The following is a 19,407-nucleotide window of genomic DNA, read 5'->3' as shown; positions in this document are numbered from 1 at the left end:
GGGGCGGATCCCGCAGACCGGGAGGATTTGCTATGGCCGGAATGTTCGAACTGTTTGTTGACGCGGAGTCGTATTTCAGGTTCCGTCTGACTGCGCCGGATGGCACCGTGATGGCTGTGTCCAAGGCCTTTGACAACAAGAACGCAGCTGTTGCCGGTATCGCCGCCGTGCGTGAGTACGCCGGTATGGGACTGATTGCCGATGTTTCCCCGACGGAAAGACGGGCCACGCCGCCGGACGCACACGAAGTCACTGTTCAGGTTCGTGAAGTCCGGCGCATTCCGGCTGCCGACCTTCACTCACGTTCCAGGGAAATCCATCGGGCCACCAGCGAACGTCGGTGGGCCGGCGCGGTCTGACGCTCTCGACTCCGACAACCCGGGCCATGTCTCCGCGAAGACCGGATCCTTTCAGGCCCGGGCCGCACGCGAGCATGGTTAGGGGATGAGTGACGACTCTGTGCAGCGATTACGCAGCTGTGTTCTTGGCAGCGTCGAGGAGTCTACCTGGTTAGTGCGCGCTCCAGCCATCGGGCTACAAACCATCATGTCGGTGCTCCCGGAGTACCGGCTCGCCACTGGAGCTAATCGGTCCGCCTTGGTAGCTTCAACGCATGGCCATCAAACTTGAGAACGTCGGTATTGCCGGAGTACCTCTCGGGGACGTCATGCTGATGCCCGGCATGACCATTCACATCCGGCCGGAGTACCGGCGCAGTCGCGAGCACCCGACCTGTGTGAAGGCATCGCTGGAATTTGTCTCCGTAGACCACAACCGGAACGGAGCTGTGGCATCCTTCGAAATAGCGGCAACGTTCGCCGCTGACGGCGTGGAATTCGCGACGGGCACCACCGGTGCCCGCGTGGTGCCGGCCGGAACCTACCAGCGAATGAGGAGCAATTCCCGTCCAGCTTCCGCGCGGCAGCCCGGGGAGGTTCTCAGCCGTGAACAGGTCGGACAATCGTTTGACTGCAGCTTCACCATCGGCCCGGAGGACAGTAAGGGCCGGTGGCCGTTGCGCCCCGAGCCGGGCAGCCCGACACTCTACGACCATGGCCTGGACCACATCCCGGGCATGATCCAGGTCGAGGCCGTCCGGCAGTCACTGCGTGCGAAAACATCCAGCCGGGCGCTGGATTTTGCTTCCTTCGATGCCAGCTTCCTGAAATTCATTGAGCCCGAGGATGAGGCCTTTGTTGTCTTGACCGGATTCGCCATGGCCGGATCCGAGGAGGGAACCGCCACCGCCGAAATCAGGTCCGGGGGCGAGGCCAGCATGAGATGCATCGTCTGGTTCAAGACCGGAACAGCTGCACCCTCGGCCCCAAAGCATCGCGTCACGAACCCGCGCCGCCGCTGACGACCTGGTACTGGCATCCGGCGGGGCGGTCATCCGCGCCGGACTGACCTACGGGCCAGGAGACCGCTGGTTCCTTCCCGCCCTCGCACGAATGGACAGCATCCTGGGCGGAACGCCGCGGTCAGGGACGTCACGGCTGTCCGTCATCGACGCCCGTGACCTCGCGGCACTGACATCCACACTGGCCTGCCGGGAACACCCGGCAACCGGGATCTTCCACGCAGCCAACCCCACACCGGAAAGCATAGAAAAACTTCTGCACCGGCTCAATCGCATGCTGGGGAAACCGGACCGCGAATCCCAGGTGCCGCCGGTGGTAGCCCGCGCCATGCTGCGATCCGCCGGATTCACGACCCACCAGACTGCGCTAATGACAGCTGACCACTGGTACCGGACCGACACCGCCTGGCAGCACGCAGGGTTCCTTCCCCGCGCCTTCGACCTCGCCGGCGAGACAGCCAACTGGTACCGGAGCCACCTCCACGCCGCCCCCTCAAACCTGCAGACATAACAAACCCGGCCAACCGGCTTGTTTTCAAGTCCTGATCCGCTTAGGCTCCTCCTTGGGGGCGGACCTGACCGGTCCCGAAAACAATCTCTCTAAGGAGAAATCATGGAAGCAACTGCTCGTGTTTCACGCCGGTCGATCGCCATCGCCGGTGCCGTAAGCGTCGCCGGACTGGCCTTGGCAAGCGTTAGCGTCATGTACATCGCCGGCATGTTCGGCCTGTCCTCGACGTTCGCCTCACAGATCGTCACCGCAGTGGAAGTTGGGGGCATTGCGTTGGCCATCGTCATGGGGGCACTTTCGGGGGGCATCGCAACCGCTGTCATCGTGACCGCCCGCTGGGCAATCTCCGCGCTCGGCAAGAAAGCGGCGATCGCCTAACCGGCGATAGCCGACCGGCAATGGGTATGAGCGCCAGGAACAGCGAAAAGTCGATGCTTCTCATCGTCATGACACTGTCCCTGGCGCTCATGCTGGGCGGGTTCATCACGGGCTTCCAGACAAACCTCTCCACCGGAATGATGCCCGCACCGGCGCCGGACGGGACCGCTGTCCCCTGGTGGTCGGTCTTCGGCCGGATCCTCATGGTGAATCTTCCCGCCCTCTGCCTGGCGTTCTCCGGGGTCACCACCGGAGGCATTTCAACCCTGATCGCCTGGCCGCTGACATCGATCTACATCGGCTCCACGATGCGGGCCGCCTCAGCGCAGCTCGGTCCCGGCGAGGTCCTCGGAACAATCTGGGTTTACGCTCCCGGAGAATTCGCAGCACTACTAATAGCAGCCGGAGCCGGCCTGATGCCCGCTGCAGCCGCAGTCCGGGCTGCGCTGTCCGCGGAAGGCAGCCTCTCACCAGCGCAGCACTACATGACGGTCTTCCCGCTGGCACTGAAGACCTTCGGTCTCGCCGCAGCTGTCCTCGTGCTCGCCGCGCTCATCGAAACCGCCGTCGTGGCCAGCAAAGGAATCTCCACATGACCGCAGTACACCAGGGACAGGACCAGACTGTGGGGCCCACACCGAGGGTAGGCCGGTCCACCTCACCGGCCCTCTGGTTAGCGTCCGCTGCGGCCCTGCTGGTGCTGCTGGTGCACAGGAGCCAGCAACTGCACGCCGCGGTGACAGGAAAGGTCGCCGAAACCGGCGCGGCGAAAGATCTGACGGATCCGGCCATGACCGAACTCGCCGTGAACATCAGCTTCTATCTCGGAGTTGTCCTCTCGACCGTGTTCGCGGCGGTGTACTTCTCACTCGTATCCGTTGCGGAGAGCACCTTCTTTCCCGGGCTCCGACGCGGCGGACAGCGTCTCAGGATCGGGATTCTCGGAGCCGTAGCCACCGTGTCGCTGCTCAGCGTCCACCTGCTCAGCCTCGCACTATCTGTCCCGTCCCCCAAAGACCACTGGGTGACGTTCCTCTACGTCGCCGCACTCGGGTTGGGCATCCCCTGGATCTTCCGCCGCCAATGGGAAGGTGCCGCGCGAACGACCGTAGCGGCCATCTTCACCGCTTCCCTCGCCACCGCGGCCGTATCACTCGCACTCTGACATCAGGAAAAGGTCCGCACATTGATCTACTCAACAACGCTTCGCACCATCATTACCGGCCTGGCGCTGGCATGTGTCGCCGTCTGCACAGTCTTCGCGTTCCTCGACGGACCCCGCAGCCCGCTCTTCGTCTGGGCCTCAGCCGGGGTGGGCACCGCTGCCCTGCTGACGGCATTGCTGACACCCCGGAACTCCAAGCGGGACACGGGGCTCTTCCTCCTCGCCGGGCTGAGCGGCGCCGTTTTCTTCGGCGCGTCCGGTTTTGGATTTCCGCAGAACATCCCCGTCTGGATCTGGGTCATCTGCTGCATCGGAACTGCCACGATGGCGCTGGTGACGGACGCCGATGCCGCGCAGAACAAATCCGTGAACCGGCTCTGACGCCAGAACATGGGTAGTCGAACAGCCGCATATAAGTTCGCGGGCATCAGAATGCTGTCCGTTTTGGGTTGGCGGATGTCCATCCGATCGCTGACCATTCTGGGCGCCGGGGCCGGGGCCGTCCTGATCCTGACAGTCCTGGCGGTCTCGCTCTTCACCCTGCGGTTGATCCGTGACGGACTGTCCGCCGGCCCTGGAGCCGCACCAGCCAGCCCCGGGCAGGTTGCAGTAATGGCGTTGGCTTTGGCTGCGTGTCTGTATCTGGCCGTCGGGGCCGTGGCGCGCGAAGCCTTCAGCTCCCGCCGGTTCGCCGTACGCTTCAGCCCGAACCGGGACCTCTACCGTGCCGCAGACGTCCAGATGCGCCACGTGTTCCTTTCCGAGGCGGCCCCGCGGGCCGTCCTGTTGCTCGGACTCTCAGCCGCCGTGTGCGCCGCCGCACTGATTGTCCTTCACGAAGCCGTCGGCCCGGCTCTGCCCTGGTCCGGGGTCCTCTGGATTCTCCCCTTCGCCGTCGCCGGGTCCTGGCTGGCCCTTAGTTCGAGGCAGGCAGCTGCTGACCCGCCCGTGCACACACCCGGCAGGAGCCTTGCGCTCGGCACGCTTGCATGCGTCGCCGTCGCGATTCCCGGCCTCGTGCTCGGACGCATCCTGCCGGAGCTGCTCGCGGCCAAGGCAGCACCGGACCTCGCCCACGCCACCGCCAGCGGCGCAGAACACTGGGCACTCCCGGCCGCGTCCGCGGCCACGGCAGTCTTCGCAGCCCTAACAGCCCACAGCCTCCGGACCGTTGGCCGGCATTCCTTCCCGGTGACCCGGCGAGTGTCCACGGCGACGGCACCCGCCGCGTCCGGCGCCTCCCGTACGGTTCCGCTCTTCTGGCGGTTTCTGGCAACTAACATCGTCAAAGACCGGTCCTTTGCCCTGTTCCGTGGAATGGGACTCTGCCTGCTGCTGGTCGCTTCCGGCGTCCTCGGCCTCCGCCTCGGCGGGATGGGTCCGGATTTCTTCACATCCGGGCCGGGCATACCGGGCGCCGCCGCCCTAATTGTGTTCATGGTGAGCCTCGTCGGCTCCGAGCTGGTGTCCAAGGCGAACAACCCCGTCGGACTCCTCCCCCGTTTGCGCTACGCCTGGGAATCCGGTCTGCACCCCGGAACGCTGGCCTGGGCCGTCATTGCGACCCAGTCGCTGCCGCTAGCACTGCTCGCCGCCCCGGCGCTGGCCCTGATCGTCTGGGCCCTCACCGGCACGGTACCCCTGGCCCTGTTCCTCATTCCGTGGACGATCGCCGCGGCTGGCATCATCGGCAACGCAGTCAGCCGGGTCACCGCCAAACAGGCCGACGGTTCGATGGAGACCTCCATCGCTGCCGCCTTCATATCAGTAGTCCTGGCAGTTCCGGTCCTCGGACTCTGCCTTGTCGGAGACATGTATCCGACCATCGCTGCCGCACTCTACGCGGCCGTACTCACAGGAGGTGCCCACCGTTGTCTGCAGCACAGAATCCTGTCCCGGAGATAGCTCTGAACCGGGTCTTCGCCGGCTACACGGCCGAACACCCGGTGTTTGAAAACGTCTCGTTCACCTTCACCGGCCCTTCCCTCATTCACTTGAAAGGCCGGAACGGTTCAGGCAAATCAACCTTCGTTGAACTCGTCAGCGGCTACCTGGCCCCGTGGTCCGGGACGGTGACCGTCTCAGCTCTCAATGCCAATGACCCGAATTGCCGCAGCAGGCGGCGGATCTGCCGGTCGGATCCGGCACTGTTCGCACCGATGACCGCCAGGGACCACCTGTTGTTCGCCTGCATCGCCCGGGACAGCGATCCCGGTCCCGAGCTCCTCCGTGCGGACAGCCTCGGCATGGCGCCGTGGCTTGGTGAAAACGCCGGAAACCTTTCCACCGGCAACGTGCGAAAGCTCTGGTATCTCATGAACACCGTCGGCCGCTTCGATTCTCTGGTCCTCGACGAACCATTCAACGGAGTGGACGCCGAAGGCGTGGCCTGCATGGCCAAGGAGATCCGGCACTGGGCGGCGTCAAAACTCGTTGTGGTCATCACCCACTCCCTGCAGGACCTGCTGCCCGAGGCAGTCACCGTCCGGCTCGAAGGCTTGCATAGCCAGCCTCACAGAGCGGGCGTGCCGGAATGAAAACGGTCGTAACCGACATAGGAGCCCGCTACGGTGCCAGGCAGATACTGGACGGTATCTCCTTCACACTCGGTCCAGGCGAAATCGTCGGGCTGGTCGGCCCCAACGGGCACGGCAAGACAACGCTGATGAAGCGCATGCTCGACCTGATGCCCGGCACCGGATCGGCCACCTTCGACGGCGCGCCCTACAGTGCGCTGGACACGCCGCAACGACGTGTGGGAACCCTGCTCTCCACCGAAGGATTCCATCCAGGACGATCGGCCCTGAACCACCTGCGCCTGGTCGGGGCGGTCGCGGGTGTCTCGCGTCTCCAGGCCCAAAGCGCCTTGAACCTAGTAGGACTGGGCAACTACGCCAAGGCCTCCCCCTCCTCATACTCCATGGGCATGAAACAGCGCCTTGGCCTCGCCGCAGCCCTCATGTGCGAACCTCAGCTCCTCATCCTCGACGAGCCCACCAACGGGCTCGACATGGACGGCGTCATCTGGTTCCGAAACACCATACGGTCCCTGGCCCTCGAAGGAAGGACCATCCTGCTCTCCACACACATCCTGGCCGAACTCGAAAAGGTCGCCGACCGGGTCCTGATCCTGCACACCGGCAGGCTGCGGGCCGACTGCCCGATGGAGGAGATCCGGACACTCAACGTCAAGCCAGTCGTAACCGCCTGCGTGGAGGATGCGGAAGGATTCGCCGTCATCTTACGGGAAAAGTACGGGGCAGCAGTCGTCACCACGGGCAATACCCTCACGATCTCAGGACTGACGGCGCCGGAAGTCGGCGCATTGGCGCACCAATTCGGCCACGCTGTCTCGGAGCTGGGCACCGCTAAACCCACCCTGGAGGACAGCTACGCCTCCATCGTGGGACTGGACGAATCCGGCAGGCTCCCGGAACAGGCGGCGTGAGCATGCAAAGCACAATGCGTTACGAGTGGATCCGGCTCACCACCACACGCGGCTACTTCGTTCTGGCAGCCACAGCCGTCCTCGGCTCCGCGCTGGTCAGCTGGGCAATGACCCTCATGATCGTAAATGCCGCACCGGAATTGACCACGGAATCATCGATCGAAGCCGCGACCCTCGCAGCAACCCGGTCCCCGTTCCTCCTTCTCGCGGCAGGCCTGCTGGGCGCTTTCTCCTTCGGCCAGGACAGTCGTCACGGAACGCAGGTCCATGCCCTCTTGGCAACCCCCAACCGGCAAGTGCTGTTCACAGCCAAGACAGTCACTACTCTGCTGGTCACGACGGCATGGACGCTCACCTCATTGGCAGCGGCAGCGGCAGTATCGAATCTCGTCCTGGGCAGCGGGCACCTCCTTCAAAGCGATCCGCAGGTCATGCTCGGTTGCGTGTTCCTGGCCAACGGGTGGGCCCTTGCTGGAATAGCGGCCGGAGTCCTCCTGACTAGAACGGGGGCCGTCACCTTCCTGGTTGCGGGCTCAACCCTCATCGAGCCGCTACTCGGGCAGCTACTGGGACGGCTCGAGATCTGGGGAACGTCGGGAGCTGCATATCTTCCCTTCACCGCCGGATCGGCTCTGATCAGCTTCGCCGACCCCGACTTCGCGATGGTCCTCTCCGAAACGGCTCCCCGGCTTCCGCTATGGGCCGGGGCGGCCGTATTCTTCATCTACATCGCAGCGGCACTTGGAGCAGCCTTCAGGCGCGTCCTCACGGCGGCGCACTAAAGCGCGCTGAAGGTAGCATCGCCGAGGGCAGGTGCCTGGTCTCCTTCCCGGTCCCTCGGCACGCGATGCTGGCAGGATCTGAACGGTCGAGGGCTTTCCCGCAAAAGCATTGACATGAGCGCGGCAACTCCGGTCTGCGGCGACCTCCTGCACGCCAGCGGGCGCATCCATAGGACACCCCCGGATGATGTTCGGCTGGATGATGTCCACCGCCTCCGCCTCAATGAAATCCCGGAATCGGTAGACGGTGTGCAGGTTTTCGCCCAGGGCGATGGGCGCGGGGGAATGCTTCCGCAGCCTGCGGTAGGCCCAGAGGTCGTCCGCCCGGATGGGCTCCTCGAGCCATTCCAGCCCGTACTCCGCGAGCACGTCCAGGGCCTTGAACGTGGTGTGCAAGTCCCAGCGCTGGTTGGCGTCGATCATGAGCTTCCGGTCCGGTCCGAGGACGAAGCGGACTGCCGCCACGCGTTCGGCGTCCTCGCGGATGTCGTGCTTGCCCACCTTGATCTTGACCGCCCGGTGGCCCGCGGCAATCCAGCGTTCGGTCTGGGCCACCAGCTCCTCCAGTGTGTAGTGGAGGTTCACACCTGAGCCGTACACCTCGGCGGACTCCTGCCGCTGGCCCAGCAGGCCCGTGACTGAAGTATCGGCACGGCGTGCCTGGCGGTCCCAGAGGGCAAGGTCGACGCCGGCCATGGCGATGGTGGTCAGTCCCCCGCCGCCGGCCTCGTGCAGCCGCTTCCACAACGCGTCCCATACCGTCTCGGGATTGGCGAGCAGCCCCGAAATGAACGGTGCGATGTCGTAGTCGAGGAGCGCTTTGACGGCTTGTGGGCCGATGGTGGGTGTCCACGAAAAACCGTGTCCCGCGCCGCCGTCGTCCGTCTGGATCTCCGTGACGATCACGTGGTTTTCCGGTGCCTCCACTCCCCAGCTGCGGCGCAGCGGGACAGTCAGGAGGCGGGTGGTCAGACCGGTAATGAGCGGTGCGTTCCTGACGGCTTCGACGGCGGGCGCACTCATCAGCGGCCGGCCAGCTCGTAGCCCTTGGCCAGGACGGACCGGGCCGACGGGAAGTCCGCCGAGCCGCAGGCCGGCCTTGACCAGCGAGACGCCGAAGCCGGGGGTCTGGTCCCGGAGCCGCACCAGCGGAGCGTAGAAACCCTCCAACAGGGCGTTGCGGCGGTCCTCATCGCCCGAGACATAGGCGTCGTAGTACGCCTTGGCGATCTCCGGTGCCATGGCGAACGCCGCCGAGGAGTAGAGCGGAATGCCCAGGCCCCGGTAGGCGCCCTGGGTCAGTTCGGCGGTCAGGAGCCCGTTAAAGAACGCGAAGTCCTCGCGCCCCGTGGCGCGGACCGCGGACACAATCTCCTGGGCCAGGCCCGCATCGCCCAGCCCGTCCTTGAAGCCGATCACCTTCGGGTTGGCCGCGAGGCGGACCATGGACGCGGCGGTGAACTTGGCGTTGCCGCGGTGGTACACGATCACCGGGAGGCTGCTGGCATCGGCCACCGCCTCGATGTACGCCACCAGGCCGTCGGTGGGTCCGGTGACCAGGTACGGCGGCAGGACCAGGAGTGCATCGGCACCGGCTTCCTCGGCGACACGGGCGGCGGCAAGGGCATGCCCCAGCGGCCCGCCGGCGCCGGCCACCACCGGCACCTTGCCTGCCACAACCTCGACGGCGGCGGTCACCACGGTGCGCACCTCGTCGAGGCTCAGGGCGTGGAACTCGCCGGTGCCGCAGGCAGGAAACACGCCGCCGGGTCCGAACGGCAGCCGCGAGCCGATGTGCTCCTTGAGGAGCTCGACGTCAACGGTGCCTTCCGGCGTGAACGGGGTGACGGGAAAGAACAAAACGCCGTCGAATTTCATGATGTCTCCTTGGCACCGTTGCCGGCGCTTATCAGCCGGGCGGATGTCTCGTCGTTGAGGGTGGTTGCTGTCTTGAGTTCGGTCCGCCAGCTGCGCGTGGGTTCCCAGCCGAGCAGTTGACGGGCCTTCGCGATGGAGAAGGCGGGGCTGGTGCCGGTCAGGCCGGCGGCCAGGGGAGGAATGGAAACCGGTTTCCGAGAGCGTTGTATGCTGTCCCACGGGCGCCGGTACTTACGGGTACCGGGACTTACGAAAGGCAGGGCCATGGCCAGGAAATCGGCAACCGGCAGGATCGGCATTGCGGACGTTGCCGTGAAGGCAGGGGTTTCGCACGCCACTGTTTCGCGCGTCATGAACGGCAACTTCACCGTGGACCCCGACATCGCGGCACGGGTGCGGGCGGCCGCCGTCGAGCTCAAATACCAGCCCAATCCCGTGGGGCGCAGCCTCGCGCTGGGAAAGACGGACACCATCGGCATTGTGGTGCCGGACCTTGCCAACCCCACGTTCCAGGCGATCCTGCGCGGATTGAGCCGGGCTGCGGCGGAGGATGGCTACCGCGTGCTGATTGCCGATTCCTTCGAAGTCTCCAGCGAGGAAGCCATCCTGGCCGGCGAGGCCCGCCGGCGCTGCGACGGCCTGGTGCTCTGCGCCCCGCGCATGAGCGACGCCGAGCTCGAGGAAATCGCACCGTCGCTGCACCCGCTGGTCCTGATCAACCGGACGACGGCGGCTGCCGGGATTCCGAGCCTCATGGTGGACTACGGGCAGGGAGTCCAGGACCTCGCCGAGTACCTGGTGGGCCTCGGCCATACGCGTCTGGCCTTCCTGGCCGGCCCGGCAGGCAGCGCCTCCAACGGCCTCCGGCTCGAGGGCCTGGAGGCGTTCAAGGCCCGGCACCCGCAGGTGGACGTCACCATGCTCGACGGCGGCTCGGACTTCGAGACCGGCCACGGGGCAGTGGACTCGGTCCTGGCCAGCGGCGCCACGGGCATCCTGGCCTTCAACGACCTCGTGGCCATGGGCCTGATGAGCGGCCTGCACGAACGTGGCGTGGACGTGCCGGGCGACATTTCCGTCACCGGCTTCGACGACATCCCGTTCGCCCGCTACACCACGCCCACCCTGACCACCGCGGCGGTTCCCATTGCCGAGCTCGGCGGCCAGGCCTGGCGTGAACTGCGGGCACTCATCCGCAAGGAAGACCACGACGCCCCGGGCAGCCGGTACCAGCCGCGCCTGGAAATCCGGGCCAGCAGCGGCCCCGCCAAGGCGCCACGTACTGCGGCCCACGGCTGACCGCCGCCCAATCCCGCGCGACATGAAACTTCGCGGCAGTGTTGTTCGCTGACATTGCCGCGAACTGCCATGGGTCAGCCCTCCGCCGGGCGCCCAACCCCTGCCTCGCGGTAGTACCCCTCGATATGGGCAGCGACCAGCGTGGCCGCGCGCGCGCCGTCGTCGTTCCTAATGGCGGCCAGAATGTCACGGTGCTCTGCCTGCAGGCGCGACGCCGTGGCATCCCAGTCCGGAAGATTGGCCGTGAACCGGGCGGTGTACCTCTGGATGGATTCGCGCAGCGAGCCCATCATGGCGCTGACCACGGCATTGCCGGCGGCGTCCGCGAGGGCCAGATGGAACCGGATATCCAGGGCCAGGAAGTCATCCGCCGTCCGGGCAACGCGTTCGACGGCGTCCATCTCGCCCAGGAGCGTGGCGGCCAGGTCCAGTTCCGGAGCGTCGGGCTTCGCCCTGGCAGCCGCCCAGGTCTCCAGCAGGATGCGCGTTTCCACGATGTCGGACACGGGCAGATGCTGCGTGGCAACGTGGAGCCGCAACGCCGAGCCGAGCGCCGCCGTTGGATCCGAAATCACCACCGTCCCCGCTTCAGGGCCGGAGCCAACTCCGGCCCTGACCACCCCCATGGCCTCCAGGATGCGGATCGCCTCGCGCACCGAAGTTCTTGAAACTGCAAGCTGCTCAGCGAGCGTCCGCTCCGCGGGCAGGCGTCCGCCTACACTCAGCTGTCCGTCGGAGAGCTGCTTTTCGATCCAGGTCAGGACAAGTTGGTGCGTACGCATATCGCTATCGTAGTTGATGTGGTTGGACCACATGGCCTAGAGTGTGGTTAGACCACAGCCCGATCCCCTGCGCCAGGCCCACCAACGGAGGCAGCCATGACCCACACCATCCAACCGAACAATCCCGAGGTCACGCCGGCCCCGGATGCCACGGACGTCCCGGCCGCCATAGCCACGGCGCCGAAGCCGGTAGCTTCGGCGGTGCCGGCTGCGCTGAAGCGCCGCATCCCCAAGTACTCGGACCTGGCCCCGCTGATGCAGTTCAAAAAGCCCGAATTCAGCAAGGAAGCCCGACTCAAGCGCGCCAGCACCATCTGGGACCTGCGGGACATGGCCAAGCGTCGGACCCCGCAGGCCCCGTTCGACTACACGGACGGCGCCGCCGAGGGCGAGATCACCCTGCACCGCGCCCGTGAGGCCTTCCTGGACATCGAGTTCCGGCCCGGCATCCTGCGCAACGTCTCCAGCGTCGACCTCAGCACTGACATCCTGGGCAAGCCTTCCCGCCTGCCCGTGGGCATCGCCCCCACCGGCTTCACCCGCATGATGCAGTCCGAGGGCGAATACGCCGGCTCGCAGGCAGCCGAGGCCGCCGGCATTCCGTACACCCTTTCCACCATGGGCACCGCCTCCATCGAGGACGTGGCCGCCGCCGCCCCGAACGGCCGCAACTGGTTCCAGCTCTACCTGTGGACGGACCGCGACCGCTCGCTGGAACTGATCGAGCGCGCCGCCAAAGCCGGCAACGACACCCTCATGGTCACCGTGGACACGGCCGTCGCCGGCGCCCGCCTCCGCGATGTCCGCAACGGCATGACCATCCCGCCGGCACTGACCGTCAAGACCGTCCTGGACGCGTCCTACCGCCCCGCCTGGTGGTTCAACTTCCTCACGCACGAGCCGCTGACCTTCGCCTCGCTGTCCCGTTACACCGGAACAGTGGCCGACCTCATCAACTCGATGTTCGATCCCACCCTGACGTTTGAGGACCTGGACTGGCTGCGCGAAACCTGGAAGGGAAAGCTGGTGGTCAAGGGCATCCAGACCGTTGAGGACGCGCGCAAGGTGGTGGACCATGGCGCCGACGGCGTGGTGCTCTCCAACCACGGCGGCCGCCAGCTGGACCGCGCGCCCATTCCGTTCCACCTGCTGCCGGGCGTCAAGGAAACGTTCACGAAGGACAACTCGGACGCGGCCATCATGCTGGACACCGGCATCATGAGCGGCGCGGACATCATCGCGGCGCTGGCCCTGGGCGCGGACTTCACGCTGATCGGCCGCGCATACCTCTACGGCCTGATGGCCGGCGGCCGGGCTGGCGTGGACCGCACCTTGCAGATCCTCGAGAAGGACATGGCCCGCACCATGGCGCTGCTCGGCGTCAGCAAGATCTCCGAGCTGACCCCGGACCACGTGCGCCTGCTCAACAAGTAGCGCACGCCCGGTGGTTGAGCCTGTCAGTAACCTGGATCTCGCTCCCCAACCGCCCCCTCACCCTCGCAAGCTCGGGCAGGGAACCCTGCGGTCGTGGCCCCAGGCTCGATCACCGGTGGCTGGCTTACTTTTTGCGGCCGAACTTGGGGAGATTCGGGAGGTTGGCGAGCAGGTCCGCGGCCTTCGTGGCGGCGCGGCCCACAGTGCGGCCGATCTGCTGCGGCACGGTGTCGTCGCTGAGCGGGGCTACGGTGCCGCCGGGAATCACGACGGCGGGGCTCAGTTCGGCGCCCGGGCGATCGAGGACGGCGGCAACGGCTACGTTGTCCGGCAGCGGGGTGCCCACGGCTCGCTCGGTGCCGGCTTCCGCCTCCGCGCGGGGTGACTTGGCGACGGTGGCCGCCGGGCCGACGTCGAACGTCTCCAGCCAGCTGACGATCCCCTCAAGCGGTTTGGGGTTCAGAGCGTAATAGCGCTTCTGGCCCTGCGCCCGCATGCTGACCAGCTGTGCCTCGCGGAGGACTTTCAGGTGCTTGGAAATGGTGGGCTGGCTCGCGGAGAGTTCTTCCACCAGCTCGCCCACTGCCTTGTCCCCGGCGCGCAGGGATACCAAAATGTCGCGCCGGGTTGCTTCCGCAATGACGGCAAATACGTCGTCTGTCACCATGCCTCCCACCCTAGCGACATATACGCCGCCGGGCATCAACTATTTCGCCCGTGACCGGCCCACGCGGCTTGAAGAAGGATCAGTCGAACCAGGGATCAAGTCCGTGCAGCGGGAAAACGGCTTTGCGGGTGGCCATCACGGCGCGGTCCACGGCGTCGTTCGGGTCAAAGCCCACTTCCCATGACCGCCACCAGAGCTCCACGTCATCGCCCATCAGGCCCGGGGTCTCCATCCCGAACTTGTCCGAAACATAGGCGCGCCAGTCCTCCGGCACCGGGGTCCGGAGCGGAACGGGACGCCCGGCGGCGATGGCGATCAGGTGGCTCCAGGAGCGCGGCACAACGTCGGTGACGCTGTACCCGCCGCCGCCTGTGGCGATCCAGCGGCCCTCACAATGCCGGGCAGCGAGATTTCCGACGGCGGTAGCTGCCTCGCGCTGGCCGTCCACACTGATGTTCAGGTGGGCCAGCGGGTCAAGGCGGTGCGAGTCGCAGCCGTGCTGGCTGACGATGACTTCCGGCTGGAACGCGCCCACGAGCTGCGGCACCACGGCGTGGAAAGCCCGCAGCCAGCCGGCATCCCCGGTGCCCGACGGCAGGGCAAGGTTGACGGCGCTGCCCTCAGCCTGCGGACCGCCGATCTCGTTCGCGAAGCCGGTCCCGGGGAAAAGCGTGAGTCCGCTTTCATGCAGGGAGATGGTCAGGACCCGGGGGTCGTCCCAGAAAATGCTTTCCGTCCCGTCGCCATGGTGCGCGTCGACGTCGATGTACGCCACACGGCGGATGCCGCCATCGAGCAGTCTCTGGACGGCCAAGGCGGAGTCGTTGTAGATGCAGAAGCCGCTGGCGCGGTCACGGGCAGCGTGGTGCATGCCGCCGCCGAAGTTCACGGCGTGGAGCGCGGATCCGTCCAGGATGGCGGCCGCGGCGACCAGCGATCCGCCGGCGAGCCTCGCGGCGGCGTCGTGCATACCGGCGAAGGCCGGATCGTCGTCGGTGCCCAGTCCGCGGGCTTCATCCGGCGAGGCCGGGTCGTCGCTGACCCGGCGGACCGCAGCCACAAACTCAGGCGAGTGCACGGTTTCCAGTTCGGCATCGGATGCAACCTCCGGAGCCTCCACGGACACATGGGCAAGGTCCAGCAGGCCGAGGCTGCGGGCCAGCCGGGCGGTCAGGTCCATGCGCTCAGGAGCCATCGGGTGGCCCGGGCCAAAATTGTAGGCCGTCATGGCCGAATTCCACACCACCATCGTTGGTGGCGCGGGCTGGCTGAGACCGGGCAGGAATGTCATCAATGACAGGCTACCGGAGGACGCCACTGCCCCGGCCCGGCCATTACGCGGGCATTAGTGGTTTACTACTGGAGGAAACAGTTTCAACCGAGGAAAAGCCCCCCATGACGCAACGCCAGACGAGGCCCCGGAACCCGGCCAGCTGGCACCCCGCCGCACCGGAGCGCGAAGGCCTCTGGATCTTCACCCGCGTACGCGACTTCGTCGACGACATTGCCAACACGTCGCCCGCCCGGCTTGCCCTGAGCGCCTTCGGCGCGGTCTGCCTGGTGTTCACGTTCTTCCTCTCGCTGCCCATCTCTTCCGCCACCGGTACGGCCACTCCGATACACCAGGCATTGTTCACCGCGGTGTCCGCGGTCTGCGTGACCGGCCTGACGGTTGTTTCGACGGCGGTGCACTGGTCCTTCTTCGGCCAGCTGGTCATCCTGATCGGCATCTTCGTGGGCGGCTTGGGAACCCTCACGCTCGCGTCGCTGCTGGCCCTCATGGTGAGCAAGAAGCTTGGCGTCCGCGGCAAGCTCATCGCGCAGGAAGCCATGAATAACGCCGGCCGGCTCGGTGAAGTGGGTACGCTGCTGCGGATCGTCATCGTGACCTCCGTGGTGATCGAAGGTGTCCTGGCGCTGGCGCTGATCCCCCGGTTTATGACGTTGGGCGAGCCCTTCTGGCAGTCGGTGTGGCATGGATTCTTCTACGCAATCTCCTCCTTTAACAACGCCGGCTTCACCCCGCATTCGGATGGCATTGTGCCGTACGAGACCGACCTGTGGATCCTCATCCCGCTGATGCTCGGCGTGTTCCTGGGCAGCCTGGGTTTTCCCGTTGTGATGGTCCTGCAGCAGAACGGGCTCAACTGGAAGAAGTGGAATCTCCACACCAAGCTGACCATCCAGGTGTCCTTCATCCTGCTGGCCGCCGGCACCGTGCTGTGGGCCCTGATGGAGTGGGACAACGTGCGGACCATCGGCCACATGGACCTCGGCGACAAGATCACCCATTCATTGTTTGCGTCTGTCATGACGAGGTCCGGTGGGTTCAACCTGGTGGACCAGAACCACATGGAATCCACCACCATGCTGCTCACCGACGCCCTCATGTTCGCCGGCGGCGGTTCGGCGTCGACGGCGGGCGGCATCAAGGTGACCACCATCGCCGTGATGTTCCTCGCCATCGCCGCGGAGGCCCGCGGCGACTCCGACGTGAAGGTGTATGGCCGGACCATCCCCCAGGGGACCATGCGGGTGGCCATCTCCGTGATCGTGGCGGGCGCCACTCTGGTCTCCGTCTCGGCGTTCCTGCTCCTGCAAATCAGCGGCGCATCCCTGGACCGCGTGCTGTTCGAAACCATTTCAGCCTTTGCCACCGTGGGACTGAGCACAAACCTCAGTGCCGAACTGCCGCCGTCGGGCGTGTATGTCCTCACCGCCCTGATGTTCGCGGGCCGCGTCGGCACCGTCACCCTTGCAGCTGGCCTGGCCCTGCGCCAACGCAGCCAGCTGTACCACTACCCGGAAGAGAGGCCCATCATTGGCTAATTCCTCAGGCGCCCCCAACCGCCCCGCCCACAACGCGCCGGTACTGGTGATCGGGCTGGGCCGCTTCGGCTCGTCCACCGCCGAGCAGCTCGTGAAACAGGGCCGCGAGGTGCTCGCAATCGAACGCGACCGGAACCTGGTCCAGAAATGGGCACCGCTCCTCACCCACGTGGTGGAGGCCGACGCCACCAATATCGATGCGCTACGCCAGCTCGGTGCACAGGAGTTCAGCTCTGCCGTTTGTGGGGTCGGCACCTCGATCGAGTCCTCCGTGCTGATCACCGTGAACCTGGTGGACCTCGGCATCGAGCACCTCTGGGTCAAGGCCATCACGCCGTCGCACGGCAAGATCCTCACCCGGATCGGCGCGAACCACGTGATCTACCCCGAGGCGGACGCCGGCGTCCGCGCAGCGCACTTGGTCTCCGGACGCATGCTGGACTTCATCGAGTTCGACGACGACTTCGCCATCGTGAAAATGTACCCGCCGCGCGAGACTGTGGGCTTCACGCTGGATGAGTCCAAGGTGCGCTCCAAGTACGGCGTGACCATCGTGGGCGTGAAATCGCCCGGCGAGGACTTCACCTACGCCCGCCCAGAAACCAAGGTGTCCGCCCGCGACATGCTGATCGTGTCCGGGCACGTGGACCTGCTCGAACGGTTCGCCGCCCGGCCGTAGAACTCCGCTCCGGGGCTCAGCCGAGCTGCCTGGTGATCTCCGCGGAGCGGTCTGCTGCGGCGCGGGCGCCGGCGGCGATGATGGCTGGTATGCCCCGGTCGTCGAAGGTGGCGATGGCCCGTTCGGTGGTGCCGTTGGGGCTGGTCACTCCCTTGCGCAGGGCCGAAGGATCGGCGCCCGGCTCGGCAAGCATAAAGCCCGCGCCAGCGACCGTCTCCCGCGCCAGGAGCAGCGACAACTCGGGATCAAGGCCCAGCTCGACGCCGGCAGCTGCCATAGCCTCGGCCAGGTAGAACGCGTAGGCGGGACCCGAGCCGCTGATGGCCGACAACGCATCCACCTGATCCTCGCGCACCTCCACCACGGTGCCAGTGGCCCGAAGGATGTCCTTGACGGTCTGGAGCTGTTCCGGCGTGCAGTTGGTTCCGGGTGAGACGGACACGACGCCGCGGCCCAGCTTGGCAGGGGTGTTCGGCATAGCGCGGATCACCGGCTGTCCGGGAGGCAGCGCAGCTTCCAGTTGCGCCAGCGACACGGCTGCGGCAACGCTGACAACGATGGCCTTCGGGGACAGTGAGCCGCTAATCTCGCGCGCCAGGTCGACGATGCCCACCGGTTTGACGCCAAGGATTACGACGGCGGATCCCTTGGCTGCCTGCTTGTTGTTGTCCGGTTCCTCCTCGCCTGCGATGGCCGTGATGCCGTGGTGACGCACGGCCAGTTCCGCAGCGCGTTCAGCACGCCTGACTGTGGCCACGACGTCGGCGGGGTCGGTTCCCCCGCCCAGGAGGCCGGCGAGGATGGCTTCGTTCATGGATCCACAGCCCAGGAAGGCGATTCGGTTGCTCATGCTTCCATCATTGCAGTTCGGGTGGGCGGCTGCAGAAATGGAACGAATCGGGAAAAGAGGGAACCCGCCGAAACCGATTCACAGCCGACTCCCATGTTCGCTGCAGCTTGCACACAACTTCGCCGCCTAACGTAGTTATTACCTCATTGAGGGTGCGAGTGATGCGGCAAGCATGGGGATGTTTGCCCGAGGCGCCGGTGGCTTGCAGCAGGTTTTCCCCCATTTTCCTGCTGCGGACGCCGGCGCTTTCGCGTTAACGGTTTCTTTCGGCCAGGCAGGCCGCAGGCATAGCGGGCCTCAATCAAGCCGCGGCGGGCCTCAGGCGGGTGAAGCCTCGATAGCCTGGCGTGCCGCGGCGGGCTCCACGATATGCGGGGCCGGATCCAGCGGACCGGCAAAGACCAACTGGTCGAGCCGGCGCAGGATCAGCCCTTCACGCAGCGCCCACGGGCAGATCCTGATCTTCTTGAACTTGAACATTTCCAAGGCAGCCTCGGCCACCAGAGCCCCGGCGAGCAGCTGGTGTGCGCGGGCCTCTGACACGCCCGGCAGAAAGAGCCGGTCCTCGGACTTCATGGCTGAAATGCGCTGCGCCCACACGCCCAGATCCGTGGCGTTGAGGGTGCGCTTCACGTAGGGCCCTGCGGCGCTCGGGGCTGCCCCGGCTACCCTGGCGAGCGACCGGAAGGTCTTGGAGGTTCCGGCCACAACGTTGGCGCGGCCCAGACCGTCGAACTGCCTGACCGCCGGGGCGAGGGTGGCCCGGATGTAGCGGCGCAGCTCTTTGACGCTCTTGGCGGAAGGCGGGTCCTCAGCCAGCCAGTCGCGGGTCAGGCGGCTGGCGCCCAGCGGCACCGAAGTGGCCACTTCGGGCAGTTCGTCCTGCCCGAAGGCCATTTCGAAGGAGCCGCCGCCGATGTCCAGGTTCAGGATCGGTCCCGCACCCCAGCCGTACCAGCGGCGGACGGCGAAGAAGGTCATGGAGGCTTCTTCGCTGCCGGTCAGTTCCTGCAGGGTGACAGTGGTTTCGTGCTTGACCCGGGCCAGCACGGCAGGGCCGTTAGTGGCTTCACGGATGGCCGACGTACAGAAAGCCAGCAGGTCGTCCGCCTTGTGCCTGGCGGCAAACTCCCAGGCTTCAAGGACGAATTCGGTCAGCTCGTGCTGCCCTTCGTCTGTGATGTTGCCGTCGGCATCCAGGTATTGGACCAGGGATATGGGCCGTTTGTGCGACGCGAAAGGCACCGGACGCGCGCCAGGGTGGGCATCCACCAGGAGAAGGTGGACAGTGTTTGACCCGATATCGAGGACGCCTAGCCGCATCCTGCCATTATTCCCCCGGCCA

Annotated in this window: 20 protein-coding genes and 3 pseudogenes; 15 read left to right on the top strand and 8 right to left on the bottom strand. The window is 66.0% G+C overall.

Annotation, left to right across the window (positions count from 1 at the left end; all coding sequences use genetic code 11):
• Positions 1-32 precede the first annotated feature (32 nt).
• From NG696_RS05250 to NG696_RS05200, 11 genes are all read left to right on the top strand, one after another.
• A complete protein-coding gene (locus NG696_RS05250; RefSeq protein WP_252574517.1) occupies positions 33-359 on the top strand; it encodes a YegP family protein in 327 nt (108 codons plus the stop codon).
• Positions 360-613: 254 nt separating this feature from the next.
• Positions 614-1,360, top strand: coding sequence for a hypothetical protein (locus tag NG696_RS05245; protein ID WP_252574514.1), 747 nt, complete (start codon positions 614-616; stop codon positions 1,358-1,360).
• A gap of 91 nt (positions 1,361-1,451) precedes the next feature.
• On the top strand, positions 1,452-1,871 hold the full coding sequence (locus NG696_RS05240) for a Rossmann-fold NAD(P)-binding domain-containing protein (RefSeq protein ID WP_252574511.1): 420 nt from the start codon (positions 1,452-1,454) through the stop codon (positions 1,869-1,871).
• 102 nt (positions 1,872-1,973) lie between these two features.
• The gene (locus tag NG696_RS05235) at positions 1,974-2,249 is read left to right on the top strand and encodes a hypothetical protein (protein WP_252574508.1); all 276 of its coding nucleotides are present in this window, start codon (positions 1,974-1,976) and stop codon (positions 2,247-2,249) included.
• A 26-nt stretch (positions 2,250-2,275) separates the two neighbouring features.
• Positions 2,276-2,845 carry a hypothetical protein gene (locus NG696_RS05230; protein WP_252574505.1) on the top strand — a complete coding sequence of 190 codons (570 nt, stop codon included), beginning with the start codon at positions 2,276-2,278 and terminating at the stop codon, positions 2,843-2,845.
• The gene (locus NG696_RS05225; RefSeq protein WP_252574502.1) at positions 2,842-3,414 is read left to right on the top strand and encodes a hypothetical protein; all 573 of its coding nucleotides are present in this window, start codon (positions 2,842-2,844) and stop codon (positions 3,412-3,414) included. The genes NG696_RS05230 and NG696_RS05225 overlap by 4 nt, the downstream gene beginning before the upstream one ends.
• A 21-nt stretch (positions 3,415-3,435) precedes the next feature.
• Positions 3,436-3,795 (top strand): hypothetical protein, encoded by a 360-nt coding sequence (locus NG696_RS05220; protein WP_252574499.1) that lies wholly within the window; start codon positions 3,436-3,438, stop codon positions 3,793-3,795.
• Between the two features lie 75 nt (positions 3,796-3,870).
• On the top strand, positions 3,871-5,319 hold the full coding sequence (locus NG696_RS05215; RefSeq protein WP_252574496.1) for a hypothetical protein: 1,449 nt from the start codon (positions 3,871-3,873) through the stop codon (positions 5,317-5,319).
• Positions 5,286-5,951: an ABC transporter ATP-binding protein gene (locus NG696_RS05210; protein ID WP_252574493.1), complete on the top strand. Its 666-nt coding sequence runs from the start codon at positions 5,286-5,288 to the stop codon at positions 5,949-5,951. The genes NG696_RS05215 and NG696_RS05210 overlap by 34 nt, the downstream gene beginning before the upstream one ends.
• On the top strand, positions 5,948-6,862 hold the full coding sequence (locus tag NG696_RS05205) for an ABC transporter ATP-binding protein (protein WP_252574490.1): 915 nt from the start codon (positions 5,948-5,950) through the stop codon (positions 6,860-6,862). Before NG696_RS05210 ends, NG696_RS05205 begins: the two co-directional genes overlap by 4 nt.
• A gap of 2 nt (positions 6,863-6,864) precedes the next feature.
• Complete coding sequence (locus tag NG696_RS05200; protein WP_252574487.1) at positions 6,865-7,644, top strand: hypothetical protein; 780 nt, start codon at positions 6,865-6,867, stop codon at positions 7,642-7,644.
• A 180-nt stretch (positions 7,645-7,824) separates the two neighbouring features.
• Here the strand turns inward: NG696_RS05200 and NG696_RS05195 are convergent.
• From NG696_RS05195 to NG696_RS05185, 3 pseudogenes are all read right to left on the bottom strand, one after another.
• A pseudogene (locus tag NG696_RS05195) lies at positions 7,825-8,667 on the bottom strand (mandelate racemase/muconate lactonizing enzyme family protein); the annotation flags it as partial.
• Positions 8,668-8,697: 30 nt separating this feature from the next.
• Positions 8,698-9,522, bottom strand: a pseudogene (locus NG696_RS05190) (5-dehydro-4-deoxyglucarate dehydratase); the annotation flags it as partial.
• Positions 9,519-9,695 (bottom strand): annotated as a pseudogene (locus tag NG696_RS05185) (NAD-dependent epimerase/dehydratase family protein); the annotation flags it as partial. The pseudogenes NG696_RS05185 and NG696_RS05190, both read right to left, overlap by 4 nt.
• A 91-nt stretch (positions 9,696-9,786) precedes the next feature.
• On the opposite strand from NG696_RS05185, the gene NG696_RS05180 reads away from it, so the two are divergent.
• On the top strand, positions 9,787-10,821 hold the full coding sequence (locus NG696_RS05180) for a LacI family DNA-binding transcriptional regulator (protein WP_252574484.1): 1,035 nt from the start codon (positions 9,787-9,789) through the stop codon (positions 10,819-10,821).
• Positions 10,822-10,895: 74 nt separating this feature from the next.
• Here NG696_RS05180 and NG696_RS05175 read toward each other — a convergent pair whose 3' ends face one another.
• Entirely contained in the window at positions 10,896-11,603 is a 708-nt protein-coding gene (locus NG696_RS05175) for a FadR/GntR family transcriptional regulator (RefSeq protein WP_252570296.1), read from the bottom strand.
• A 96-nt stretch (positions 11,604-11,699) separates the two neighbouring features.
• Between NG696_RS05175 and NG696_RS05170 the strand changes: the two genes are divergently transcribed.
• Positions 11,700-13,037 carry an alpha-hydroxy acid oxidase gene (locus tag NG696_RS05170; protein WP_305884617.1) on the top strand — a complete coding sequence of 446 codons (1,338 nt, stop codon included), beginning with the start codon at positions 11,700-11,702 and terminating at the stop codon, positions 13,035-13,037.
• A 124-nt stretch (positions 13,038-13,161) separates the two neighbouring features.
• Here NG696_RS05170 and NG696_RS05165 read toward each other — a convergent pair whose 3' ends face one another.
• Both NG696_RS05165 and NG696_RS05160 read right to left on the bottom strand, forming a co-directional pair.
• Positions 13,162-13,704, bottom strand: coding sequence for an ArsR/SmtB family transcription factor (locus tag NG696_RS05165; RefSeq protein WP_252570298.1), 543 nt, complete (start codon positions 13,702-13,704; stop codon positions 13,162-13,164).
• A 79-nt stretch (positions 13,705-13,783) separates the two neighbouring features.
• A complete protein-coding gene (locus tag NG696_RS05160; RefSeq protein WP_252570300.1) occupies positions 13,784-14,995 on the bottom strand; it encodes an acetoin utilization protein AcuC in 1,212 nt (403 codons plus the stop codon).
• Between the two features lie 104 nt (positions 14,996-15,099).
• Between NG696_RS05160 and NG696_RS05155 the strand changes: the two genes are divergently transcribed.
• On the top strand, positions 15,100-16,533 hold the full coding sequence (locus NG696_RS05155) for a TrkH family potassium uptake protein (protein ID WP_252570302.1): 1,434 nt from the start codon (positions 15,100-15,102) through the stop codon (positions 16,531-16,533).
• Positions 16,526-17,212 carry a potassium channel family protein gene (locus NG696_RS05150; protein ID WP_058931335.1) on the top strand — a complete coding sequence of 229 codons (687 nt, stop codon included), beginning with the start codon at positions 16,526-16,528 and terminating at the stop codon, positions 17,210-17,212. The genes NG696_RS05155 and NG696_RS05150 overlap by 8 nt, the downstream gene beginning before the upstream one ends.
• A gap of 16 nt (positions 17,213-17,228) precedes the next feature.
• On the opposite strand, the gene proC is transcribed toward NG696_RS05150, so the two are convergent.
• Positions 17,229-18,062 (bottom strand): pyrroline-5-carboxylate reductase, encoded by an 834-nt coding sequence (gene proC, locus NG696_RS05145; RefSeq protein ID WP_252570304.1) that lies wholly within the window; start codon positions 18,060-18,062, stop codon positions 17,229-17,231.
• 318 nt (positions 18,063-18,380) lie between these two features.
• The gene (locus NG696_RS05140) at positions 18,381-19,385 is read right to left on the bottom strand and encodes a Ppx/GppA phosphatase family protein (RefSeq protein ID WP_252570305.1); all 1,005 of its coding nucleotides are present in this window, start codon (positions 19,383-19,385) and stop codon (positions 18,381-18,383) included.
• Between the last annotated feature and the right edge of the window lie 22 nt (positions 19,386-19,407).

Source organism: Pseudarthrobacter cellobiosi (assembly GCF_023913755.1).
Classification (GTDB): Bacteria; Actinomycetota; Actinomycetes; order Actinomycetales; family Micrococcaceae; genus Arthrobacter; species Arthrobacter cellobiosi.
The sequence above is the reverse complement of the archived record's forward strand: the minus strand, read 5'-3'. Positions and strand labels throughout refer to the sequence as shown.

Bases quoted from the DNA above. Each gene is read 5' to 3' on its own strand.
- NG696_RS05230 (WP_252574505.1), top strand. From the start codon at position 2,276: ATGAGCGCCAGGAACAGCGAAAAGTCGATGCTTCTCATCGTCATGACA.
- NG696_RS05200 (WP_252574487.1), top strand. From the start codon at position 6,865: ATGCAAAGCACAATGCGTTACGAGTGGATCCGGCTCACCACCACACGC.
- NG696_RS05225 (WP_252574502.1), top strand. From the start codon at position 2,842: ATGACCGCAGTACACCAGGGACAGGACCAGACTGTGGGGCCCACACCG.
- NG696_RS05205 (WP_252574490.1), top strand. From the start codon at position 5,948: ATGAAAACGGTCGTAACCGACATAGGAGCCCGCTACGGTGCCAGGCAG.
- NG696_RS05160 (WP_252570300.1), bottom strand. From the start codon at position 14,995: ATGACATTCCTGCCCGGTCTCAGCCAGCCCGCGCCACCAACGATGGTG.
- NG696_RS05245 (WP_252574514.1), top strand. From the start codon at position 614: ATGGCCATCAAACTTGAGAACGTCGGTATTGCCGGAGTACCTCTCGGG.
- NG696_RS05175 (WP_252570296.1), bottom strand. From the start codon at position 11,603: ATGCGTACGCACCAACTTGTCCTGACCTGGATCGAAAAGCAGCTCTCC.
- NG696_RS05240 (WP_252574511.1), top strand. From the start codon at position 1,452: ATGGACAGCATCCTGGGCGGAACGCCGCGGTCAGGGACGTCACGGCTG.
- NG696_RS05180 (WP_252574484.1), top strand. From the start codon at position 9,787: ATGGCCAGGAAATCGGCAACCGGCAGGATCGGCATTGCGGACGTTGCC.
- NG696_RS05170 (WP_305884617.1), top strand. From the start codon at position 11,700: ATGACCCACACCATCCAACCGAACAATCCCGAGGTCACGCCGGCCCCG.
- NG696_RS05215 (WP_252574496.1), top strand. From the start codon at position 3,871: ATGTCCATCCGATCGCTGACCATTCTGGGCGCCGGGGCCGGGGCCGTC.
- NG696_RS05165 (WP_252570298.1), bottom strand. From the start codon at position 13,704: ATGGTGACAGACGACGTATTTGCCGTCATTGCGGAAGCAACCCGGCGC.
- NG696_RS05235 (WP_252574508.1), top strand. From the start codon at position 1,974: ATGGAAGCAACTGCTCGTGTTTCACGCCGGTCGATCGCCATCGCCGGT.
- NG696_RS05250 (WP_252574517.1), top strand. From the start codon at position 33: ATGGCCGGAATGTTCGAACTGTTTGTTGACGCGGAGTCGTATTTCAGG.
- proC (WP_252570304.1), bottom strand. From the start codon at position 18,062: ATGAGCAACCGAATCGCCTTCCTGGGCTGTGGATCCATGAACGAAGCC.
- NG696_RS05155 (WP_252570302.1), top strand. From the start codon at position 15,100: ATGACGCAACGCCAGACGAGGCCCCGGAACCCGGCCAGCTGGCACCCC.
- NG696_RS05140 (WP_252570305.1), bottom strand. From the start codon at position 19,385: ATGCGGCTAGGCGTCCTCGATATCGGGTCAAACACTGTCCACCTTCTC.